The sequence below is a fragment of the Lysobacter silvisoli genome, from assembly GCF_003382365.1.
Classification (GTDB): Bacteria; Pseudomonadota; Gammaproteobacteria; order Xanthomonadales; family Xanthomonadaceae; genus Lysobacter; species Lysobacter silvisoli.
This window is the reverse complement of the sequence record NZ_QTSU01000001.1, coordinates 1512300-1528604: the sequence shown is the minus strand read 5'-3', so window position 1 is coordinate 1528604 and position 16305 is coordinate 1512300. Positions and strand designations below refer to the sequence as shown.

Genomic DNA, 16305 nt, shown 5'->3' with positions numbered 1-16305 from the left:
CATGACGGACGGAATGTTCACCACCCAGGTGGTCGACCCGGTGCGCGACTGGTTCCTGTCGTTCGGCAATGCCGGCGCGGTGGCCTGGATCGTGCTCAAGATCCTGCTGATCGCCATGCCGGTGATCGTCTCGGTCGCGTTCTACGTGGTCTGGGAACGCAAGCTCATCGGCTGGATGCATGTGCGCCGCGGTCCGATGTACGTGGGCATGGGCATCCTTCAGGCCTTCGCCGACGTGTTCAAGCTGCTGTTCAAGGAAGTGATCCAGCCCACCCGGGCCGAGTCCTTCCTGTACAAGCTGGCGCCGCTGCTGGCGCTGGCGCCGGCCTTCGCGGCCTGGGCGGTGGTGCCGTTCGACGCGCAGGTGGTGCTGTCCAACGCCAACGCCGGCCTGCTGTACCTGCTGGCGATGACCTCGCTGGGCGTGTACGGCATCATCCTGGCCGGCTGGGCGTCGAACTCCAAGTACGCCTTCCTCGGCGCCATGCGCGCCGCGGCCCAGGTGGTCTCCTACGAGATCGCGATGGGCTTCGCCATGGTCGGCGTGATGGTCGGCGCGGGCAGCCTCAACCTCACCGACATCGTGATGGCGCAGTCCGGCAACGCCGGCGCGCTGGAATGGTTCATGGTGCCGATGCTGCCGCTGTTCGTGGTGTATTTCATCTCCGGCGTGGCCGAAACCAACCGCGCGCCGTTCGACGTGGTCGAAGGCGAGTCGGAAATCGTCGCCGGCCACATGGTCGAGTACTCGGGCTCGGCGTTCGCGCTGTTCTTCCTGGCCGAATACGCGAACATGATCCTGATCAGCTTCCTGACCTCGATCTTCTTCGTCGGCGGCTGGCTGAGCCCGTTCCAGGGCCTGGGCATTCCGTTCCTGTCGGTGGACGGCTGGTGGTGGCTACTGGCCAAGGTGTTCTTCTTCGCCAGCTGCTTCATCTGGTTCCGCGCCTCGTTCCCGCGCTACCGCTACGACCAGATCATGCGCCTGGGCTGGAAGGTGTTCATCCCGCTCACCATCGCCTGGATCTGCGTGGTGGCCGTGATGGCCTACTACAACGTGTTCCAGCCGGGCGTGTAAGGACAGGCTTACGACATGAATCGCATCGTTTCCTACTTCAAGAGCCTGCTGCTCATCGAGCTGGCGCAGGGCCTGGGCCTGACGCTCAAGTACCTGTTCAAGCCCAAGTACACGCTGATGTACCCGATGGAGAAGACGCCGCAGTCGCCGCGCTTCCGCGGCGTGCACGCGCTGCGTCGCTACCCCAACGGGGAAGAGCGCTGCATCGCCTGCAAGCTGTGCGAGGCCGTGTGCCCGGCGCTGGCGATCACCATCGACTCGACCAAACGCGAGGACGGCACCCGCCGCACCACGCGTTACGACATCGACCTGTTCAAGTGCATTTTCTGCGGGTTCTGCGAGGAGTCGTGCCCGGTGGACTCGATCGTCGAGACCCACATCCACGAATACCACTTCGACCAGCGCGGACAGAACATCGTCACCAAGCCGCAGCTGCTGGCGATCGGCGACCGGCTCGAGGCCGAGATCGCCGAGCGCCGCGCCGCCGACGCCGCCTTCCGCTGAGTGCCCGCCATGGATCTCGCCCAGATCGCCTTCTTCGTCTTCGCCCTCGCGGCCGTGGCTTCGGCCGTGGCGGTGATCAGCGTCAAGAACCCGGTGCACGCCGCGCTCAGCCTGGTGCTGACCTTCTTCTCGGTCGCCTGCGTGTGGATCATCGCCGGCGCCGAGTTCCTCGGTGTGGCCCTGATCCTGGTCTACGTCGGCGCGGTGATGGTGCTGTTCCTGTTCGTGGTGATGATGCTGGACATCGACGTCACCCCGTTGCGCGAGGGCTACGTCAGGTACCTGCCGGTGGGCCTGCTGGTGGCCGTGGTCATGCTGCTGGAGATGCTGACCCTGATCGGGGTCAAGGCCTCCGTGGCCGCGCCGCTGACCGCCGACGCCTCGGGCGGTTCCAACACCAAATGGCTGGCCACCGCGCTGTTCACCGACTTCCTGCTGCCGTTCGAGGTCGCCGCGGTGATCCTGACCGTGGCGGTGATCGCGGCGGTGATGTTGACCCTGCGCCGCCGTCCGGGCGCCAAGCACCAGAACCCGTCCGAACAGGCGCGGGTCCGCGCCGGCGACCGCCTGCGCGTGGTCAAGATGGACGCGGTCAAGCCGCTGCCGGCGGAGCCGGAACCTTCCGCCGACGCGCCCGCACAGGAGGCCAAGCCGTGAGCGAATTCCTCGGAACCGGACTGGCCCTGGGCCACTACCTCGCGCTGGGCGCGGCGCTGTTCTGCATCAGCGTGGCCGGCATCTTCCTCAACCGCAAGAACGTGATCGTGCTGCTGATGTCGATCGAGCTGATGCTGCTCGCCGTCAACATCAACTTCGTCGCGTTCTCGCGCCAGCTGGCCGACCCGGCCGGTCAGGTGTTCGTGTTCTTCATCCTGACCGTGGCCGCGGCCGAGGCCGCCATCGGCCTGGCCATCCTGGTCACGCTGTTCCGCAACCGGCGCACGATCAACGTCGCTGAAATCGACACGATGAAGGGCTGACCGGCATGCAACCCGTCGTACTCTCCAAGTCCGTCCTGCTGGCCATCGTGCTCGCCCCCTTGCTGGGCGCGATCATCGCCGGCCTGTTCGGCCGCAAGGTCGGCCGGGCAGGGGCGCACAGCGCCACCATCCTGGGCGTGGCCGCCAGCTGCGCGCTGTCGTGCTACGTGCTGTGGCAGCTGGTGGCGCAGGCCGCGCTGCCGTTCAACGAGAACCTCTACACCTGGTTCCAGGTCGGCGGCATCCAGGCCAACGTCGGCTTCATGGTCGACAAGCTGACCGCGATGATGATGGTGGTGGTCACCTTCGTCTCGCTGCTGGTCCACGTCTACACCATCGGCTACATGGCCGAGGACGACGGCTACCAGCGCTTCTTCAGCTACATCTCGCTGTTCACCTTCTCCATGCTCATGCTGGTCATGAGCAACAACTTCCTGCAGCTGTTCTTCGGCTGGGAAGCGGTGGGCCTGGTGTCGTACCTGCTGATCGGCTTCTGGTTCAAGCGCCCGACCGCGGTGTTCGCCAACCTCAAGGCCTTCCTGGTCAACCGTGTCGGCGACTTCGGCTTCCTGCTCGGCATCGCCGGGGTGCTCTGGGCCACCGGTTCGTTGGACTACGGCGTGGTCTTCGCCAAGGCCACCGACATCGCCAGCCGCACCATCGGCATCTGGGGCGGTTCGCTGAGCCTGTTCGGCCACACCTGGACGGTCACCGCCGAGCCGGTGGTGTGGTCGGCCGCGACCGCGATCTGCATCTGCCTGTTCATCGGCGCCATGGGCAAGTCGGCGCAGGTGCCGCTGCACGTGTGGCTGCCGGACTCGATGGAAGGCCCGACCCCGATCTCGGCGCTGATCCACGCCGCGACCATGGTCACCGCGGGCATCTTCATGGTGGCGCGCATGTCGCCGCTGTTCGAGCTGTCGCACACCGCGCTGAACTTCGTGCTGTTCATCGGCGCCACCACTGCGTTCTGGACCGGCCTGATGGGCATCGTGCAGAACGACATCAAGCGCGTGGTCGCGTATTCGACCCTGTCGCAGCTGGGCTACATGACCGTGGCGCTGGGCGTGTCGGCCTATTCCTCGGCCGTCTACCACCTGATGACCCACGCCTTCTTCAAGGCGCTGCTGTTCCTGGCCGCCGGCTCGGTCATCATCGGCATGCACCACGAGCAGGACATGCGCAAGATGGGCGGCCTGCGCAAGTACATGCCGATCACCTACTGGACCAGCCTGCTGGGCACGCTGGCCCTGGTCGGCACGCCGTTCTTCTCGGGTTTCTATTCCAAGGACACCATCATCGAGGCCGCGCACCACGCCGCCAACGGCGCGCACGCGACCTGGGTCTCGCAGTACGCCTATTACGCGGTGCTGCTGGGCGCCTTCGTGACCGCGTTCTACAGCTTCCGCCTGCTGTACATGACCTTCCATGGCAAGGAGCGCTTCCGCGACGCCCACGCCGAGCACGGTCATGGCCACGACGCCCACCACGATGCGCATGCGCATGACGGCCACGCGCACGACGATCATGGCCATCACGGCGCGCACGAGCCGCACGAGTCGCCGTGGGTGGTGACCCTGCCGCTGATCCTGCTGGCGATCCCGTCGGTGCTGATCGGTTTCTTCACCGCCGGCCCGATGCTGTTCGGCACCGACTGGGCCGGTCACGTCAAGCAGCTGCCGTTCTTCCTGGGCGCGATCGACCTGGAAGCGACCCGCGATACCGTCGCCCTGGTCGGTGCCGAGGCCTGGCACGGCCCGATCAAGTTCGCCCTGCACGGCCTGACCGCGCCGGCGTTCCTGCTGGCCTTCACCGGCTTCGCCCTGGCCACCGTCATGTACTGGTGGAAGCCGGAACTGGCGGTCAAGGCGCGCAAGTTGTTCGCCCTGCCGGTGCGCGTGCTGGAAGAGAAGTTCTACTTCGACAAGCTCTGGATCGAAGGCTTCGCCGGCGGCGGCGTGCGCCTGGGCAAGGCCTCGCGCGAAGTCGACAGCCGCCTGATCGACGGCGGCGTGGTCGAGGGCAGCGCGCGCCTGGTCGACTTCGTCGCCGGGATCGTGCGCCGCGTGCAATCCGGTTATCTCTATCACTATGCCTTCGCGATGATTCTCGGCCTGATCGCACTGCTGGCCGTGCTCATCCGCTACTGGCGCTAACGGAACAAGGACCGATTACGTGAACCACTGGCCCTTGCTGAGCACCCACCTGCTCACCGTCCTGATCTGGCTGCCCATCATCGGCGGCCTTGCCACCCTGGCGTTCGGCAACCAGCGTGCCGGCTCCGCGCGCTGGTTCGCGCTGGCCGTCGGCCTGGTCACGCTGGCGCTGAGCGTGCTGCTGTTCACCGGCTTCGACCACGCCAACGCCGGCATGCAGTTCGTCGAAAGCCGCGAATGGATCCCGGCCTTCGACATCCGCTACCAGCTGGGCGCGGACGGCATCTCGGTCGCCCTGATCGGCCTGACCACCCTGACCACCGTGCTGGTGCTGATCAGCGCCTGGGGCTCGGTGGACAAGCGGGTGAGCCAGTACTACGCCGCCTTCCTGATCCTGGAAGGCCTGATGGTGGGCGTGTTCTCGGCCCTGGACGCGCTGCTGTTCTACGTGTTCTTCGAGGGCATGCTGATCCCGATGTTCATCATCATCGGCGTGTGGGGCGGCCCGCGCCGCGTGTACGCGTCGGTGAAGTTCTTCCTGTACACCTTCCTCGGCTCGGTGTTCATGCTGGTCGGGTTGATCTACCTGTACCTGAAGAGCGGCAGCTGGCAGCTGGCCGACTGGTACCCGCTGTCGCTGAGCGCGACCGAGCAGATGTGGCTGTTCTTCGCCTTCCTGATCGCCTTCGCGGTCAAGGTGCCGATGTTCCCGGTGCACACCTGGTTGCCGGACGCGCACGTCGAGGCGCCCACCGCCGGCTCGGTGATCCTGGCGGCGATCATGCTGAAGATCGGCGGCTACGGCTTCCTGCGCTTCACCCTGCCGATCGTGCCCGACGCCGGGCAGGACTGGGCTTGGCTGGTGATCGCGCTGAGCCTGATCGCGGTGGTCTACGTCGGCCTGGTCGCCCTGGTCCAGGACGACATGAAGAAGCTGATCGCGTATTCGTCGGTCTCGCACATGGGCTTCGTCACCCTGGGCACCTTCATCTCCTTCGCCCTGGTGCGCGACTACGGCAACGTCGACGCCGCCCGCCTGGGCCTGCAGGGCGCGATGGTGCAGATGATCAGCCACGGCTTCGTGTCGGGCGCCATGTTCACCTGCGTGGGCGTGCTTTACGACCGCATGCACAGCCGCATGATCAAGGACTACGGCGGCGTGGCCAACGTGATGCCGTGGTTCGCCGCCTTCGTGGTGCTGTTCGCCATGGCCAATTCCGGCCTGCCGGGCACCTCGGGCTTCGTCGGCGAGTTCATGGTCATCGTGGCCAGCTTCCAGAAGCACCCGATGATCGCCTTCGCCGCGGCCACCACCCTGATCATCGGCGCGGCCTACACCCTGTGGCTGGTCAAGCGCACGATCTGGGGCGAGGTCGGCAACGCCCACGTCGCCGAGCTCGAGGACATCAACCCGCGCGAGGCGCTGGTGCTGGGCGTGTTCGCCGCCGGCGTGCTGATCCTGGGCATCTGGCCCAAGCCGCTGACCGACCTGATGGAACCGGCGATCGCCAACCTGGCGACGCAGATCGCCACCTCCAAGCTTCCGATGGGGCTGTAACGCATGAACATGCCTGTACGTGGGTTCGCCGACCTGATGCCGCTGCTGCCCGAGCTGGTGGTGGTGCTGGGCGCGTTCGCCCTGCTGATGATCGACCTGTTCGTCGCCGAGCGCCGGCGCATCCTCAGCCACGGCTTCGCCATCGCGGTGGTGATCGCCGCCACCGCTCTGATCGTGCTGGGCGTGGGCGATCACGGCACCGTGCTGGGCGGCATGTTCGTGCGCGACGTCGCCGCCGACGTGCTCAAGGTCGGCATCGGCGTGGTCACCGTGCTGGCCATGATCTACACCTGGCCCTACCTGCGCGAGCGCGGCCTGTACAAGGGCGAGGTCGCGGTGCTGATGCTGTTCGCCACCGCCGGCATGATGCTGCTGGTGTCGGCCGGCAGCCTGGTCATGGTCTACCTGGGCCTGGAAATGCTGGCCCTGTGCTCCTACGCGCTGGTCGCGATCGACCGCGACAGCCCGCTGGCCTCGGAAGCGGCGATCAAGTACTTCGTGCTCGGCGCGCTGGCCTCGGGCCTGCTGCTGTACGGCCTGTCGCTGATCTACGGCGCCGCCGGTTCGCTGGACCTGGGCCAGATCGCCGCCACCGCCTACGGCAACCCCTCCTCGACCCTGCTGATCACCGGTGTGGTGTTCGTGGTCGCCGGCATCGCCTTCAAGTTCGGCGCCGCGCCGTTCCACATGTGGCTGCCCGACGTCTACCAGGGCGCGCCGACCCCGATCACGCTGTTCATCGGCTCGGCGCCCAAGCTGGCCGCGTTCGGCATGACCTACCGCCTGCTCGAAGTGGCGGCCGGCCCGCTGGACGACCACTGGCGCCTGGCCCTGGGCTGGCTGGCGGTGATGTCGCTGGCGATCGGTAACCTCAGCGCGCTGGTGCAGACCAACCTCAAGCGCCTGCTGGCGTACTCCACGGTCTCGCACGTGGGCTTCCTGTTCCTGGGCATCGCCGGCGGCGGCGCGCAGGGCTTCGCGGCGGCGATGTTCTACGCCATCAGCTACTCGCTGATGTCCGCCGCGGCCTTCGGCGCGATCGTGGTGCTGTCCAATCGCGGCTTCGAAGCCGACCGCATCGACGACTACAAGGGCCTCAATGCCCGCAGCCCGTGGATGGCCGGCCTGGTGCTGTGCGTGATGGCCTCGCTGGCCGGCCTGCCGCCGTTCCTGGGCTTCTGGGCCAAGCTGGCCGTGCTCAAGGCCGCGCTGCAGGGCGGCATGCTGTGGCTGGCCATCGTCGGCATCGTGTTCGCGGTGATCGGCGCGTTCTACTACCTGCGCGTGATCAAGGCCATGTACTTCGACGAGCCCGACGGCCAGGCGCCGCCGCTGCGCGAAGACCGCCCCCTGAACGTGGTGTTCGGCGTCAACGCGCTGGCGCTGCTGGCGCTGGGCCTGGCCTGGAACCCGATCATGGCCTGGTGCCAGCGCGCGTTCGCGGGCTGAGCCGGGCAGGGCGCGCGGCAGCTTGAAAGCCGCGGGCGCGCCCATATCTGTAGTGCCGCGAGCGCAGCGATTCACTGGATGTAGAAAAAAAAAAGTGAATGCGGGCTTGCAGGGAGTTTAGTCGGCCGTTATCATGGTCGGCCTGATGCGGGGTGGAGCAGTCTGGCAGCTCGTCGGGCTCATAACCCGAAGGTCGCAGGTTCAAATCCTGCCCCCGCTACCAGCTTCGGTTCGATGCCGCCGATGTAAGGCGGCTCGCTAAGAACTTCACCTGGTGAGGTTTTTTTCGAACCAGGTCGGGCTTTGTGTAGGCGCTCTGCTCGCGCCTCACACCGAAATCCAGCTGTACGGACAAGGGGCCCACCGGGCCCCTTGTTGTTTTTCGCGTTCGGGTTTTTTTTCGAGCTTTTTTAAAGCTGGGTTTTTTTCAAAGTTTCAATGCAGGGCCGGTGACGCACGCGTCGCCGGCCGCCGCAAGCAGGAGTCTGCGCAGATGACGGACAAAGCAGTCGAAATCGCCGCGATGCTCGCGCCCACGATCCGTTCGCTGGGCGTGGAGTTGCTCGGCGCGGAATACCTGCCGTCGCCGGGCAGCGCGGTGCTGCGCCTGTACATCGACGTGCCGGCCGACGCGGCCGTGGGCGCCGAGGGCGAGCCGCGCTCGGTGACCATCGAGGACTGCGAGGCGGTCAGCCGCGAAGTGTCGGCGCAGCTGGACGTGGAAGACCCGATCAGCGGCAACTACACGCTGGAAGTATCGTCGCCGGGCATCGACCGCCCGCTGTTCGCGCTGGAGCATTACGCGCGCTTCGCCGGCCAGACCGCCAAGGTCGGCCTGAAGCTGCCGCACGAAGGCCGTCGCCGCCTGCAGGGCGAGATCGTCGGCGTGGAAGGCGCGCAGGTGGTGTTCGCCATCGACGGGGCGCGCTACAGCGTGCCGTTCTCCAACATCGACAAGGCGCGGCTGGTGCCGGACTGGGCGGCGCTCGGTTTCGCCCCGGCCAAGCCCAGCCCCTCCAAGGGCAAGCCCGGCAAGGGCGCCAAGGACAAACCCGCGAAGCCGCGCGCTTCGTAAGCAAGACGGTACATATTCAGCAATCCAACGAGCATCAACCAACCTAGAGCCGGCGGCCAACGAGCCGACCCGTGCGGAGTGACGAAATGAGCAAGGAACTGTTGCTGGTAGTTGACGCGGTGGCCAACGAAAAGGGCGTGCCGCGCGAAGTCATCTTCGAGGCCATCGAGGCCGCGCTGGCGTCCGCCGCCAAGAAGCGCTACCACGACCAGGACGTGCTGGTGCGCGTGTCCATCGACCAGAAGGACGGCAGCTACGAGACCTTCCGCCGCATGGAAGTCGTGGCCGACGACGTGGTCATGGAGTCGCCGGACCGCCAGATCCGCCTGATGGACGCCGTCGACGAGGTCGAGGGCGTGGAAGTCGGCGACTACATCGAAGAGCAGATCGAAAACCCTGACTTCGGCCGCATCGCCGCGCAGGCCGCCAAGCAGGTGATCGTGCAGCGCGTGCGCGAAGCCGAGCGCGCCCAGGTCGTGGACGCGTGGAAGGACCGCGTGGGCGAGCTGGTCACCGGCATCGTCAAGCGCGTGGAGCGCGGCAACATCTACGTGGACCTGGGCGGCAATGCCGAGGCCATCATCCCCAAGGACAAGGGCATCCCGCGCGACGTGCTGCGCGCCGGCGACCGCGTGCGCGGCTTCCTGTTCGACGTGCGCACCGAGCCGCGCGGCCCGCAGCTGTTCATCAGCCGCGCCGCGCCGGAATTCATGATGGAGCTGTTCAAGCTCGAAGTGCCGGAAGTGGGCCAGGGCCTGGTTTCGATCAAGGCCTGCGCGCGCGATCCGGGCGACCGCGCCAAGATCGCCGTGCTCGCGCACGACAACCGCACCGATCCCATCGGAGCCTGCATCGGCATGCGCGGTTCGCGCGTGCAGGCGGTGTCGAACGAACTCAACGGCGAGCGCGTGGATATCGTGCTGTGGTCGGACAACCCGGCCCAGTTCGTGATCAACGCGATGGCGCCGGCCGAGGTGCAGTCGATCATCGTCGACGAAGAGAAGCACTCGATGGACCTGGCCGTGGCCGAGGAGCGTCTGGCCCAGGCGATCGGCAAGGGCGGCCAGAACGTGCGTCTGGCCAGCCGCCTGTCGGGCTGGCAGCTCAACGTCATGACCCAGGACCAGGTCACCGCCAAGTCCGAGGCCGAGCAGACCGCCGCCCGCCAGCTGTTCCAGGACAAGCTGGAGGTCGACGAGGAAATCGCCGGCATCCTGGTATCCGAGGGCTTCAGCACGGTCGAGGAAATCGCCTACGTGCCGGTCGGCGAGCTGCTGGCGGTGGAGGGCTTCGACGAGGACATCGTCGAGGAACTGCGCGCCCGCGCCCGCGACGCCCTGCTCAACGAGGCTCTGGCCGCCGAGGAGGAGCTCGACGAGCACCAGCCGGCGCAGGACCTGCTGTCGCTGGAAGGCATGGACGACGAGCTGGCCTACGTGCTGGCCGGCCGTGGCGTGGTCACCCGCGACGACCTGGCCGACCTGGCCACCGACGAGCTGACCGACATCGAAGGCGTCGACGAGACCCGCGCCGCGGCCCTGATCATGGAAGCGCGCAAGCACTGGTTCGAGTGAGGAATTAGCTAGCGCCGGGAGAGGCCCCCAGCGGGCGTCTTCCGGCAACCCGGGGACCGGCCACCGCCGGCTCCCGGTTCGCTGGACCGGGCTGGGGCCCGGTCCGCGGGCAGGCCGTCCAGGCCGGCGCGCAACCCGATTCGTTCGGGGTATCGCGCAGGGCTAGAATGGCGCCATCACGCGCGGGATGCGTCCCGCGCCAAGAGGAAACGGACACCGAATGTCGCAGCAAACCACCATCCGCAAGCTGGCCGAACTGGTGAACACGCCGGTCGAGAAGTTGCTGGAGCAGCTGGCCGAGGCCGGCATGAGCTTCAGCGGCCCCGACCAGGTCGTGACCAGTATCGAGAAAGTCAAGCTGCTCGGCTTCCTCAAGCGCTCGCACGGCAAGAGCGACAAGGGGCCGGAAGAGGAAGAAGCGCCGAAGAAGATCACCCTCAACCGCAGCCGCAAGCAGGAGCTCACCGTCGGCGGCGGCAAGAACCGCACCACGGTCGACGTGGTGGTGCGCAAGAAGGTGACCCTGGTCAAGCCGAACGAGGCCGAGCCGGCGCCCACCGACGAGCGCGCCGAGATCCTGCGCAAGCTCGAGGAATCCAAGCAGCGCAACTTGGCTGAGCAGCAGAAGCTGGCCGAGGTCGACCGCCGCCGCGCCGAAGCCGTCGAGTCCGCGCGCCGCGAGGCCGAGGACGCCGCACGCGCCAAGGCCGAGGAAGAGCAGAAGGCGCGCCTGGCCGACGCCAGCGCGATCGTGCCGGCCGAGGGCGACGAGGAGCCGGTGCGCAAGCCGCCGACCACCCACGGTCACGGCCATCCCAAGCCGGCCCCGGCGCGGCCGGAAGCGGCCCGCGTGGACACCCACAACGCCGCCCGCCACAAGACCCGCGGCTCGCACGCGATGGTCGCCGGTGTCGAGGACGACGATGCGGCCAACCGCTTCGCCGGCCAGCTGCACCTGAGCGCCTCCGACCGCGCGCGCCGCACCACCAGCGCCCGCGGCAAGCCCAAGCCCCGCCGTCAGGCCGAGCAGTCCCGCTCCGGCGGCGGCGCGCACGGCTTCTCGCGTCCCACCGCGCCGATCGTGCGCGAAGTGGCGATCGGCGACACCATCACCGTGGCCGACCTGGCTTCGAGGCTCGCGCTCAAGGGCGGCGACGTGGTCAAGGCGCTGTTCAAGATGGGCGTCATGGCGACCATCAACCAGAGCATCGACCACGACACCGCGTCGCTGGTGACCGAGGAACTGGGCCACACCGTCATCAAGGCCAACGCCAACGATGCCGAAGACGCGCTGCTGGCCCACGCCGAGGAAGTGCAGGGCGACCGCACGCCGCGTCCGCCCGTGGTCACCATCATGGGCCACGTCGACCACGGCAAGACCTCGCTGCTGGACTACATCCGCCGCACCAAGGTCGCCTCGGGCGAAGCCGGCGGCATTACCCAGCACATCGGCGCGTACCACGTCGAAACCGCTCGCGGCGTGATCAGCTTCCTCGACACGCCCGGCCACTCGGCCTTCACCTCGATGCGCGCGCGCGGCGCCAAGCTGACCGACATCGTGGTGCTGGTGGTGGCCGCCGACGACGGCGTCATGCCGCAGACCAAGGAAGCCGTGCAGCACGCCAAGGCGGCCGGCGTGCCGCTGATCGTGGCGATCAACAAGATCGACAAGTCCGACGCCGACCCCAGCCGGGTCAAGAGCGACCTGCTCGCCGAGGACGTGGTGGCCGAAGAGTTCGGCGGCGACACCCAGATGGTGGAGCTGTCGGCCAAGACCGGCCAGGGCGTGGACAACCTGCTCGACGCGATTTCGCTGCAGGCCGAAGTGCTGGAACTGCGTGCGGTGCCGATCGGCCGCGCCACCGGCACGGTGATCGAGTCGGCGCTGGACAAGGGCCGCGGCCCGGTCGCCACCGTGCTGGTGCAGCAGGGCCAGCTGAAGAAGGGCGACTACCTGGTGTGCGGCGTGCATTACGGCCGCGTGCGCGCGCTGTTCGACGAAACCGGCAAGCAGGTCGAAACCGCCGGTCCGTCGATTCCGGTGCAGGTGCTGGGCCTGTCGGGCGTGCCCGACGCCGGCGACGACTTCGTCGTGGTCGAGGACGAGCGCCTGGCCAAGGACGTGGCGCAGCAGCGCGACGCCAAGCGCCGCGAGTCGCGCCTCGTCGCCGCCGCCGGCAACCGCATGGAAGACATCATGGCCCAGATGGGCAAGGGCGAGGGCCAGCTGAGCCTCAACCTGGTCATCAAGGCCGACGTGCAGGGTTCGGTCGAGGCGCTGCGCCAGTCGCTGATGGCGCTGTCCAACGATCAGATCCGCATCAACGTGATCAGCTCCGGCGTGGGCGGCATCACCGAGTCCGACGCCAATGCCGCGGCCACCGCCAAGGCCACCGTGATCGGCTTCAACGTCCGCGCCGACGCCTCGGCCCGCCGCATCATCGAAGGCAACGGCGTCGACCTGCGCTACTTCTCGATCATTTACGACGTGATCGACCAGGTGAAGCAGGTGGCCTCGGGCATCCTGGGCGTGGAGATCCGCGAAGAGATCATCGGCATCGCCGAGGTCCGCGACGTGTTCCGCAGCTCCAAGTTCGGCGCGGTCGCGGGCTGCATGGTCGTGGAGGGTGTGGTCAAGCGCAACAAGCCGATCCGCGTGCTGCGCGACAACGCGGTGGTGTTCGAAGGCGAGCTGGAATCGCTGCGCCGCTTCAAGGAAAACGTGGACGAAGTGCGCAACGGCACCGAGTGCGGCATCGGCGTGAAGGCGTACAACGACGTCAAGCCCGGCGACCAGATCGAGTGCTTCGAGCGCATCGAGGTTCAGCGCACGCTGTAAGGCCGGGATTCGTGATCCGGGGTTCGTGATTCGTTGTAGCGAACGCGAATCCCGGTCACGGCCCGGGCTTTTTCGAATCACAGATCACCAATCACATGCCTACCAAATCGTTCCACCGCACCGACCGCGTCGCCGCGCAGCTCCGCCGCGAGCTGGGCACGCTGGTGCGCGAGGCCGTGCGCGAGCACGGCCTGCCGTCGGTCAGCGTGTCCGACGTCGAAGTGACCCGCGACCTGGCCCACGCCAAGGTGTTCGTGACCGCGCTGCAGGCTGAGCGCTCCAAGGAAGCCGTGAAGGCGCTCAAGGAGCTGTCCAAGGAACTGCGCTATCAGCTGGGCAAGGCGATGAAGCTGCGCCACGTGCCCGAGCTGCATTTCCACTACGACGACTCGGTCGACCGCGGCGAGCGCATCGACAACCTGCTGCGCGAGGCGCCCGCGCCGTCCGAGCCCGACCCGGAATAAGCCCACTCGGCTTTGGGGTAGGAGCGGCGTGAGCCGCGACCCCGTCATCCGGCTACCGCGCACGCCCCGACCCTTCGGCGCACCCCATTGGCGGCTCACGCCGCTCCCACAGATCGCCGGCGACGATGCCGTCCCGACCGCACCGGGCTGCCGGCGCGGCGTACTGGTGCCCGCCGCCATCGCTCCTACAATGCCCGCATGAGCAAGAAGCCCCGTACCGTGTTCCGCGCCCTGGACGGGCTGCTGCTGCTCGACAAGCCGCCGGGCCTGAGCTCGAACCAGGCCCTGCAGCAGGTGCGTCATTTGTTCCGCGCCGAGAAGGCCGGCCACACCGGCAGCCTGGACCCGCTGGCCACCGGCCTGCTGCCGGTGTGCTTCGGCGAGGCGACCAAGATCGCCGGCCTGCTGCTGGGCGCGCGCAAGGCCTACGAAACCGAAGCGGTGCTCGGCGCGGTCACCGACACCGACGATGCCGACGGCGTCACCTTGCTCGAACGCCCGGTGCCTGAACTGGACGCCGCCGCGATCGAAGCCGCGCTGGCGCCGCTGCGCGGCGACATCCGCCAGCGCGCGCCGATCTATTCCGCGCTCAAGCAGGGCGGCGAGCCGCTGTACGCCAAGGCCCGCCGCGGCGAAGCCATCGAAGCGCCGGAGCGTCAGGTCAGCGTGTATGCGCTGGAGGTGCTGCAGCACGAAGGCGCGCGCCTGCGCCTGCACGTGGAGTGCGGCTCGGGCACCTACGTGCGCAGCCTGGTCCGCGACCTGGGCGAGACCCTGGGCTGCGGCGCGCATGTCGCCACCCTGCGTCGCCTGTGGGTCGAACCCTTCGTTGCGCCGCGCATGGTCACCCTGGACGAGCTGCGCGCGCTGGCGCAGCGCGGCGAGTCCGGACTCGATGCCTGCCTGCTGCCGATCGAAGCCGGCCTGAGCGGCTTTGCCGCCGTGCGCCTGGACGCCGAACGCCGCCGCCGCCTGGGTTTCGGCCAGTCGGTGGACTGCGAGCCGGGCGAGGCCGGCGAGGTCGCGGTGTACGACGAGCACGGCCGCTGCCTGGGCATCGGCCAGCGCGACGGCGCGCGGCTGGCGCCGCAGCGCCTGTTCCGCTGGGCCGCGGCCGGCGGCGCCGTGGATAATGCGCCCCAGGACCAGCCGGCCACGGGCGCCGGCTGACAACGGCCGGCCGCCGCGCCGGACTCGAGGGGCAGGGCATGGGCAAGACCATACGGACCTGGGCGCTGGCCGCCCTGTTGTGGGCGCCGCTGGCGCAGGCCGCCGACAGCGCCGCCGCGGTCGATCTGAGCAAGCCCGAGGCCGTGGTCGAGGCCATGTCCCAGCACGCCCAGACCCGCGACTGGAAGGGCGTGGCCGCGCTGTTCGACCCGGCCGCGCTCAAGGATTTCCGCGGCCTGCTGGCGCCGCTGGTCGAGCTGGCCGCCAAGGAGGCGCCGGAGGCCGGCGCCGGCCCGGACCCGCGCCTGGCCCTGCTGTTCGCCGGCATGGACGCCAAGCAGCTGACCGGCGCCAGCGACGCCGACTTCTTCGCCGCCTACATGGGCGGCATGGTCAACATGGCCCAGGCCGACGTGGGCAAGACCGAAATCCTGGGCAGCGTGGCCGAGGGCGAGGACCGCCGCCACGTGGTGGTGCGCAGCACCGCCTCGGCCATGGGCATCAGCATCACCAAGATGCAGGTGGTCAGCCTGCGCCACCGCGCCGAGGGTTGGCGGATAGAACTCAGCGGCGACATCCGCGGCATGGCCGAGGCCATGAACCGGCAGCTGGGCGGGGAGGGCGGCGAGCCCAAGCCGGATCCGGCGGCGGTGGAGAAGGACTGAGGCGGGAAAAGCAGAGCAACCCCGTCGCCCGCTGCGCGGCCGCCCGCCCCCTTTGGCAAAGGGGCTAAGCCCCAAGGCGACCGCGTACCGCTCCCCCTTTGTTGAGGGGGATTGAGGTGGATTTGCTCTTCCGCCCCCGCAACCTGAACACGCCCGCCCCGGCACCGCCGCTCCACATTCCCGGTCGCATTCGCCGCCGCGGGCTGCTACAATCTCGCCGCTTTTCAAGCACTTCCCAGTCCCTGGGATTTGAATCGCACTCACCAACCACAGCTAACGGCGAGCCAGGCGGTGCGTCGGAGCGGCAAAGCCGCGACCGATACGCGACTGCAGGCCACGCATCGAGAAGAGAAATCATGTCCATCGACACCAGCAAAGTCATCGAAGACAACAAGCGCGGCGCCAACGACACCGGTTCGCCGGAAGTCCAGGTCGCCCTGCTGACCGCCCGCATCGAGCAGCTCACCGGCCACTTCAAGGTGCACAAGCAGGACCACCACAGCCGGCGCGGCCTGCTGCAGATGGTCAACCGCCGCCGCAGCCTGCTGGACTACCTGAAGCGGAAAGACAACGAGCGCTACAAGGCCCTGATCGAAAAGCTCGGTCTGCGCCGCTAAACGATACCGACCGCGGCGCAGCGATGCGCCGCGGTTTCTTTTGCGGGTCCGGAATGTTCCGGCACCGCGCACCGCGGCGATGCAGGATGCAGCGCCAGCCGACCGGCCCCAGGGCCGCGTAGGCCCTGGCCCGGAACTCGGGCCGCGCGACCGGCCAGGGCGGATGCCCGAACCGG

At 67.9% G+C, this 16305-nt stretch carries 13 protein-coding genes, 1 tRNA gene and 2 pseudogenes; all 16 read left to right on the top strand.

Features of this window, described 5'->3' with window-relative positions; translation table 11 throughout:
- The first annotated feature begins 13 nt into the window (after positions 1-13).
- The 16 genes and pseudogenes from nuoH to rpsO all read left to right on the top strand — a co-directional run bounded on the left by nuoH (position 14) and on the right by rpsO (position 16129).
- On the top strand, positions 14-1078 hold the full coding sequence (gene nuoH, locus DX914_RS06685) for an NADH-quinone oxidoreductase subunit NuoH (RefSeq protein ID WP_115858233.1): 1065 nt from the start codon (positions 14-16) through the stop codon (positions 1076-1078).
- A 15-nt stretch (positions 1079-1093) separates the two neighbouring features.
- Positions 1094-1582: an NADH-quinone oxidoreductase subunit NuoI gene (gene nuoI, locus DX914_RS06680; RefSeq protein ID WP_115858232.1), complete on the top strand. Its 489-nt coding sequence runs from the start codon at positions 1094-1096 to the stop codon at positions 1580-1582.
- Between the two features lie 9 nt (positions 1583-1591).
- On the top strand, positions 1592-2239 hold the full coding sequence (locus DX914_RS06675; RefSeq protein ID WP_115858231.1) for an NADH-quinone oxidoreductase subunit J: 648 nt from the start codon (positions 1592-1594) through the stop codon (positions 2237-2239).
- Between the two features lie 20 nt (positions 2240-2259).
- A complete protein-coding gene (nuoK, locus tag DX914_RS06670) occupies positions 2260-2562 on the top strand; it encodes an NADH-quinone oxidoreductase subunit NuoK (protein ID WP_115859160.1) in 303 nt (100 codons plus the stop codon).
- Positions 2563-2567: 5 nt separating this feature from the next.
- Positions 2568-4718, top strand: a complete 2151-nt coding sequence (nuoL, locus tag DX914_RS06665) for an NADH-quinone oxidoreductase subunit L (protein ID WP_115858230.1) — start codon at positions 2568-2570, stop codon at positions 4716-4718.
- Between the two features lie 19 nt (positions 4719-4737).
- Positions 4738-6276 (top strand): NADH-quinone oxidoreductase subunit M, encoded by a 1539-nt coding sequence (locus tag DX914_RS06660; protein WP_115858229.1) that lies wholly within the window; start codon positions 4738-4740, stop codon positions 6274-6276.
- 3 nt (positions 6277-6279) lie between these two features.
- Positions 6280-7725: an NADH-quinone oxidoreductase subunit NuoN gene (gene nuoN / locus DX914_RS06655; protein ID WP_115858228.1), complete on the top strand. Its 1446-nt coding sequence runs from the start codon at positions 6280-6282 to the stop codon at positions 7723-7725.
- Between the two features lie 146 nt (positions 7726-7871).
- Positions 7872-7948: transfer RNA gene (locus tag DX914_RS06650), tRNA-Met, on the top strand.
- 270 nt (positions 7949-8218) lie between these two features.
- Positions 8219-8800 carry a ribosome maturation factor RimP gene (rimP, locus tag DX914_RS06645; protein WP_115858227.1) on the top strand — a complete coding sequence of 194 codons (582 nt, stop codon included), beginning with the start codon at positions 8219-8221 and terminating at the stop codon, positions 8798-8800.
- A gap of 86 nt (positions 8801-8886) precedes the next feature.
- A complete protein-coding gene (gene nusA / locus DX914_RS06640) occupies positions 8887-10374 on the top strand; it encodes a transcription termination factor NusA (RefSeq protein ID WP_115858226.1) in 1488 nt (495 codons plus the stop codon).
- Positions 10375-10594: 220 nt separating this feature from the next.
- A pseudogene (locus tag DX914_RS20765) lies at positions 10595-11132 on the top strand (translation initiation factor IF-2); the annotation flags it as partial.
- A gap of 68 nt (positions 11133-11200) precedes the next feature.
- Positions 11201-13213 (top strand): annotated as a pseudogene (gene infB, locus DX914_RS06635) (translation initiation factor IF-2); the annotation flags it as partial.
- A gap of 95 nt (positions 13214-13308) precedes the next feature.
- Positions 13309-13677, top strand: coding sequence for a 30S ribosome-binding factor RbfA (rbfA, locus tag DX914_RS06630; protein ID WP_115858224.1), 369 nt, complete (start codon positions 13309-13311; stop codon positions 13675-13677).
- Positions 13678-13875: 198 nt separating this feature from the next.
- The gene (gene truB, locus DX914_RS06625) at positions 13876-14847 is read left to right on the top strand and encodes a tRNA pseudouridine(55) synthase TruB (RefSeq protein WP_115858223.1); all 972 of its coding nucleotides are present in this window, start codon (positions 13876-13878) and stop codon (positions 14845-14847) included.
- Positions 14848-14885: 38 nt separating this feature from the next.
- Entirely contained in the window at positions 14886-15512 is a 627-nt protein-coding gene (locus DX914_RS06620; protein ID WP_115858222.1) for a hypothetical protein, read from the top strand.
- Between the two features lie 356 nt (positions 15513-15868).
- On the top strand, positions 15869-16129 hold the full coding sequence (rpsO, locus tag DX914_RS06615; protein WP_115858221.1) for a 30S ribosomal protein S15: 261 nt from the start codon (positions 15869-15871) through the stop codon (positions 16127-16129).
- The last annotated feature ends 176 nt before the right edge of the window (positions 16130-16305 follow it).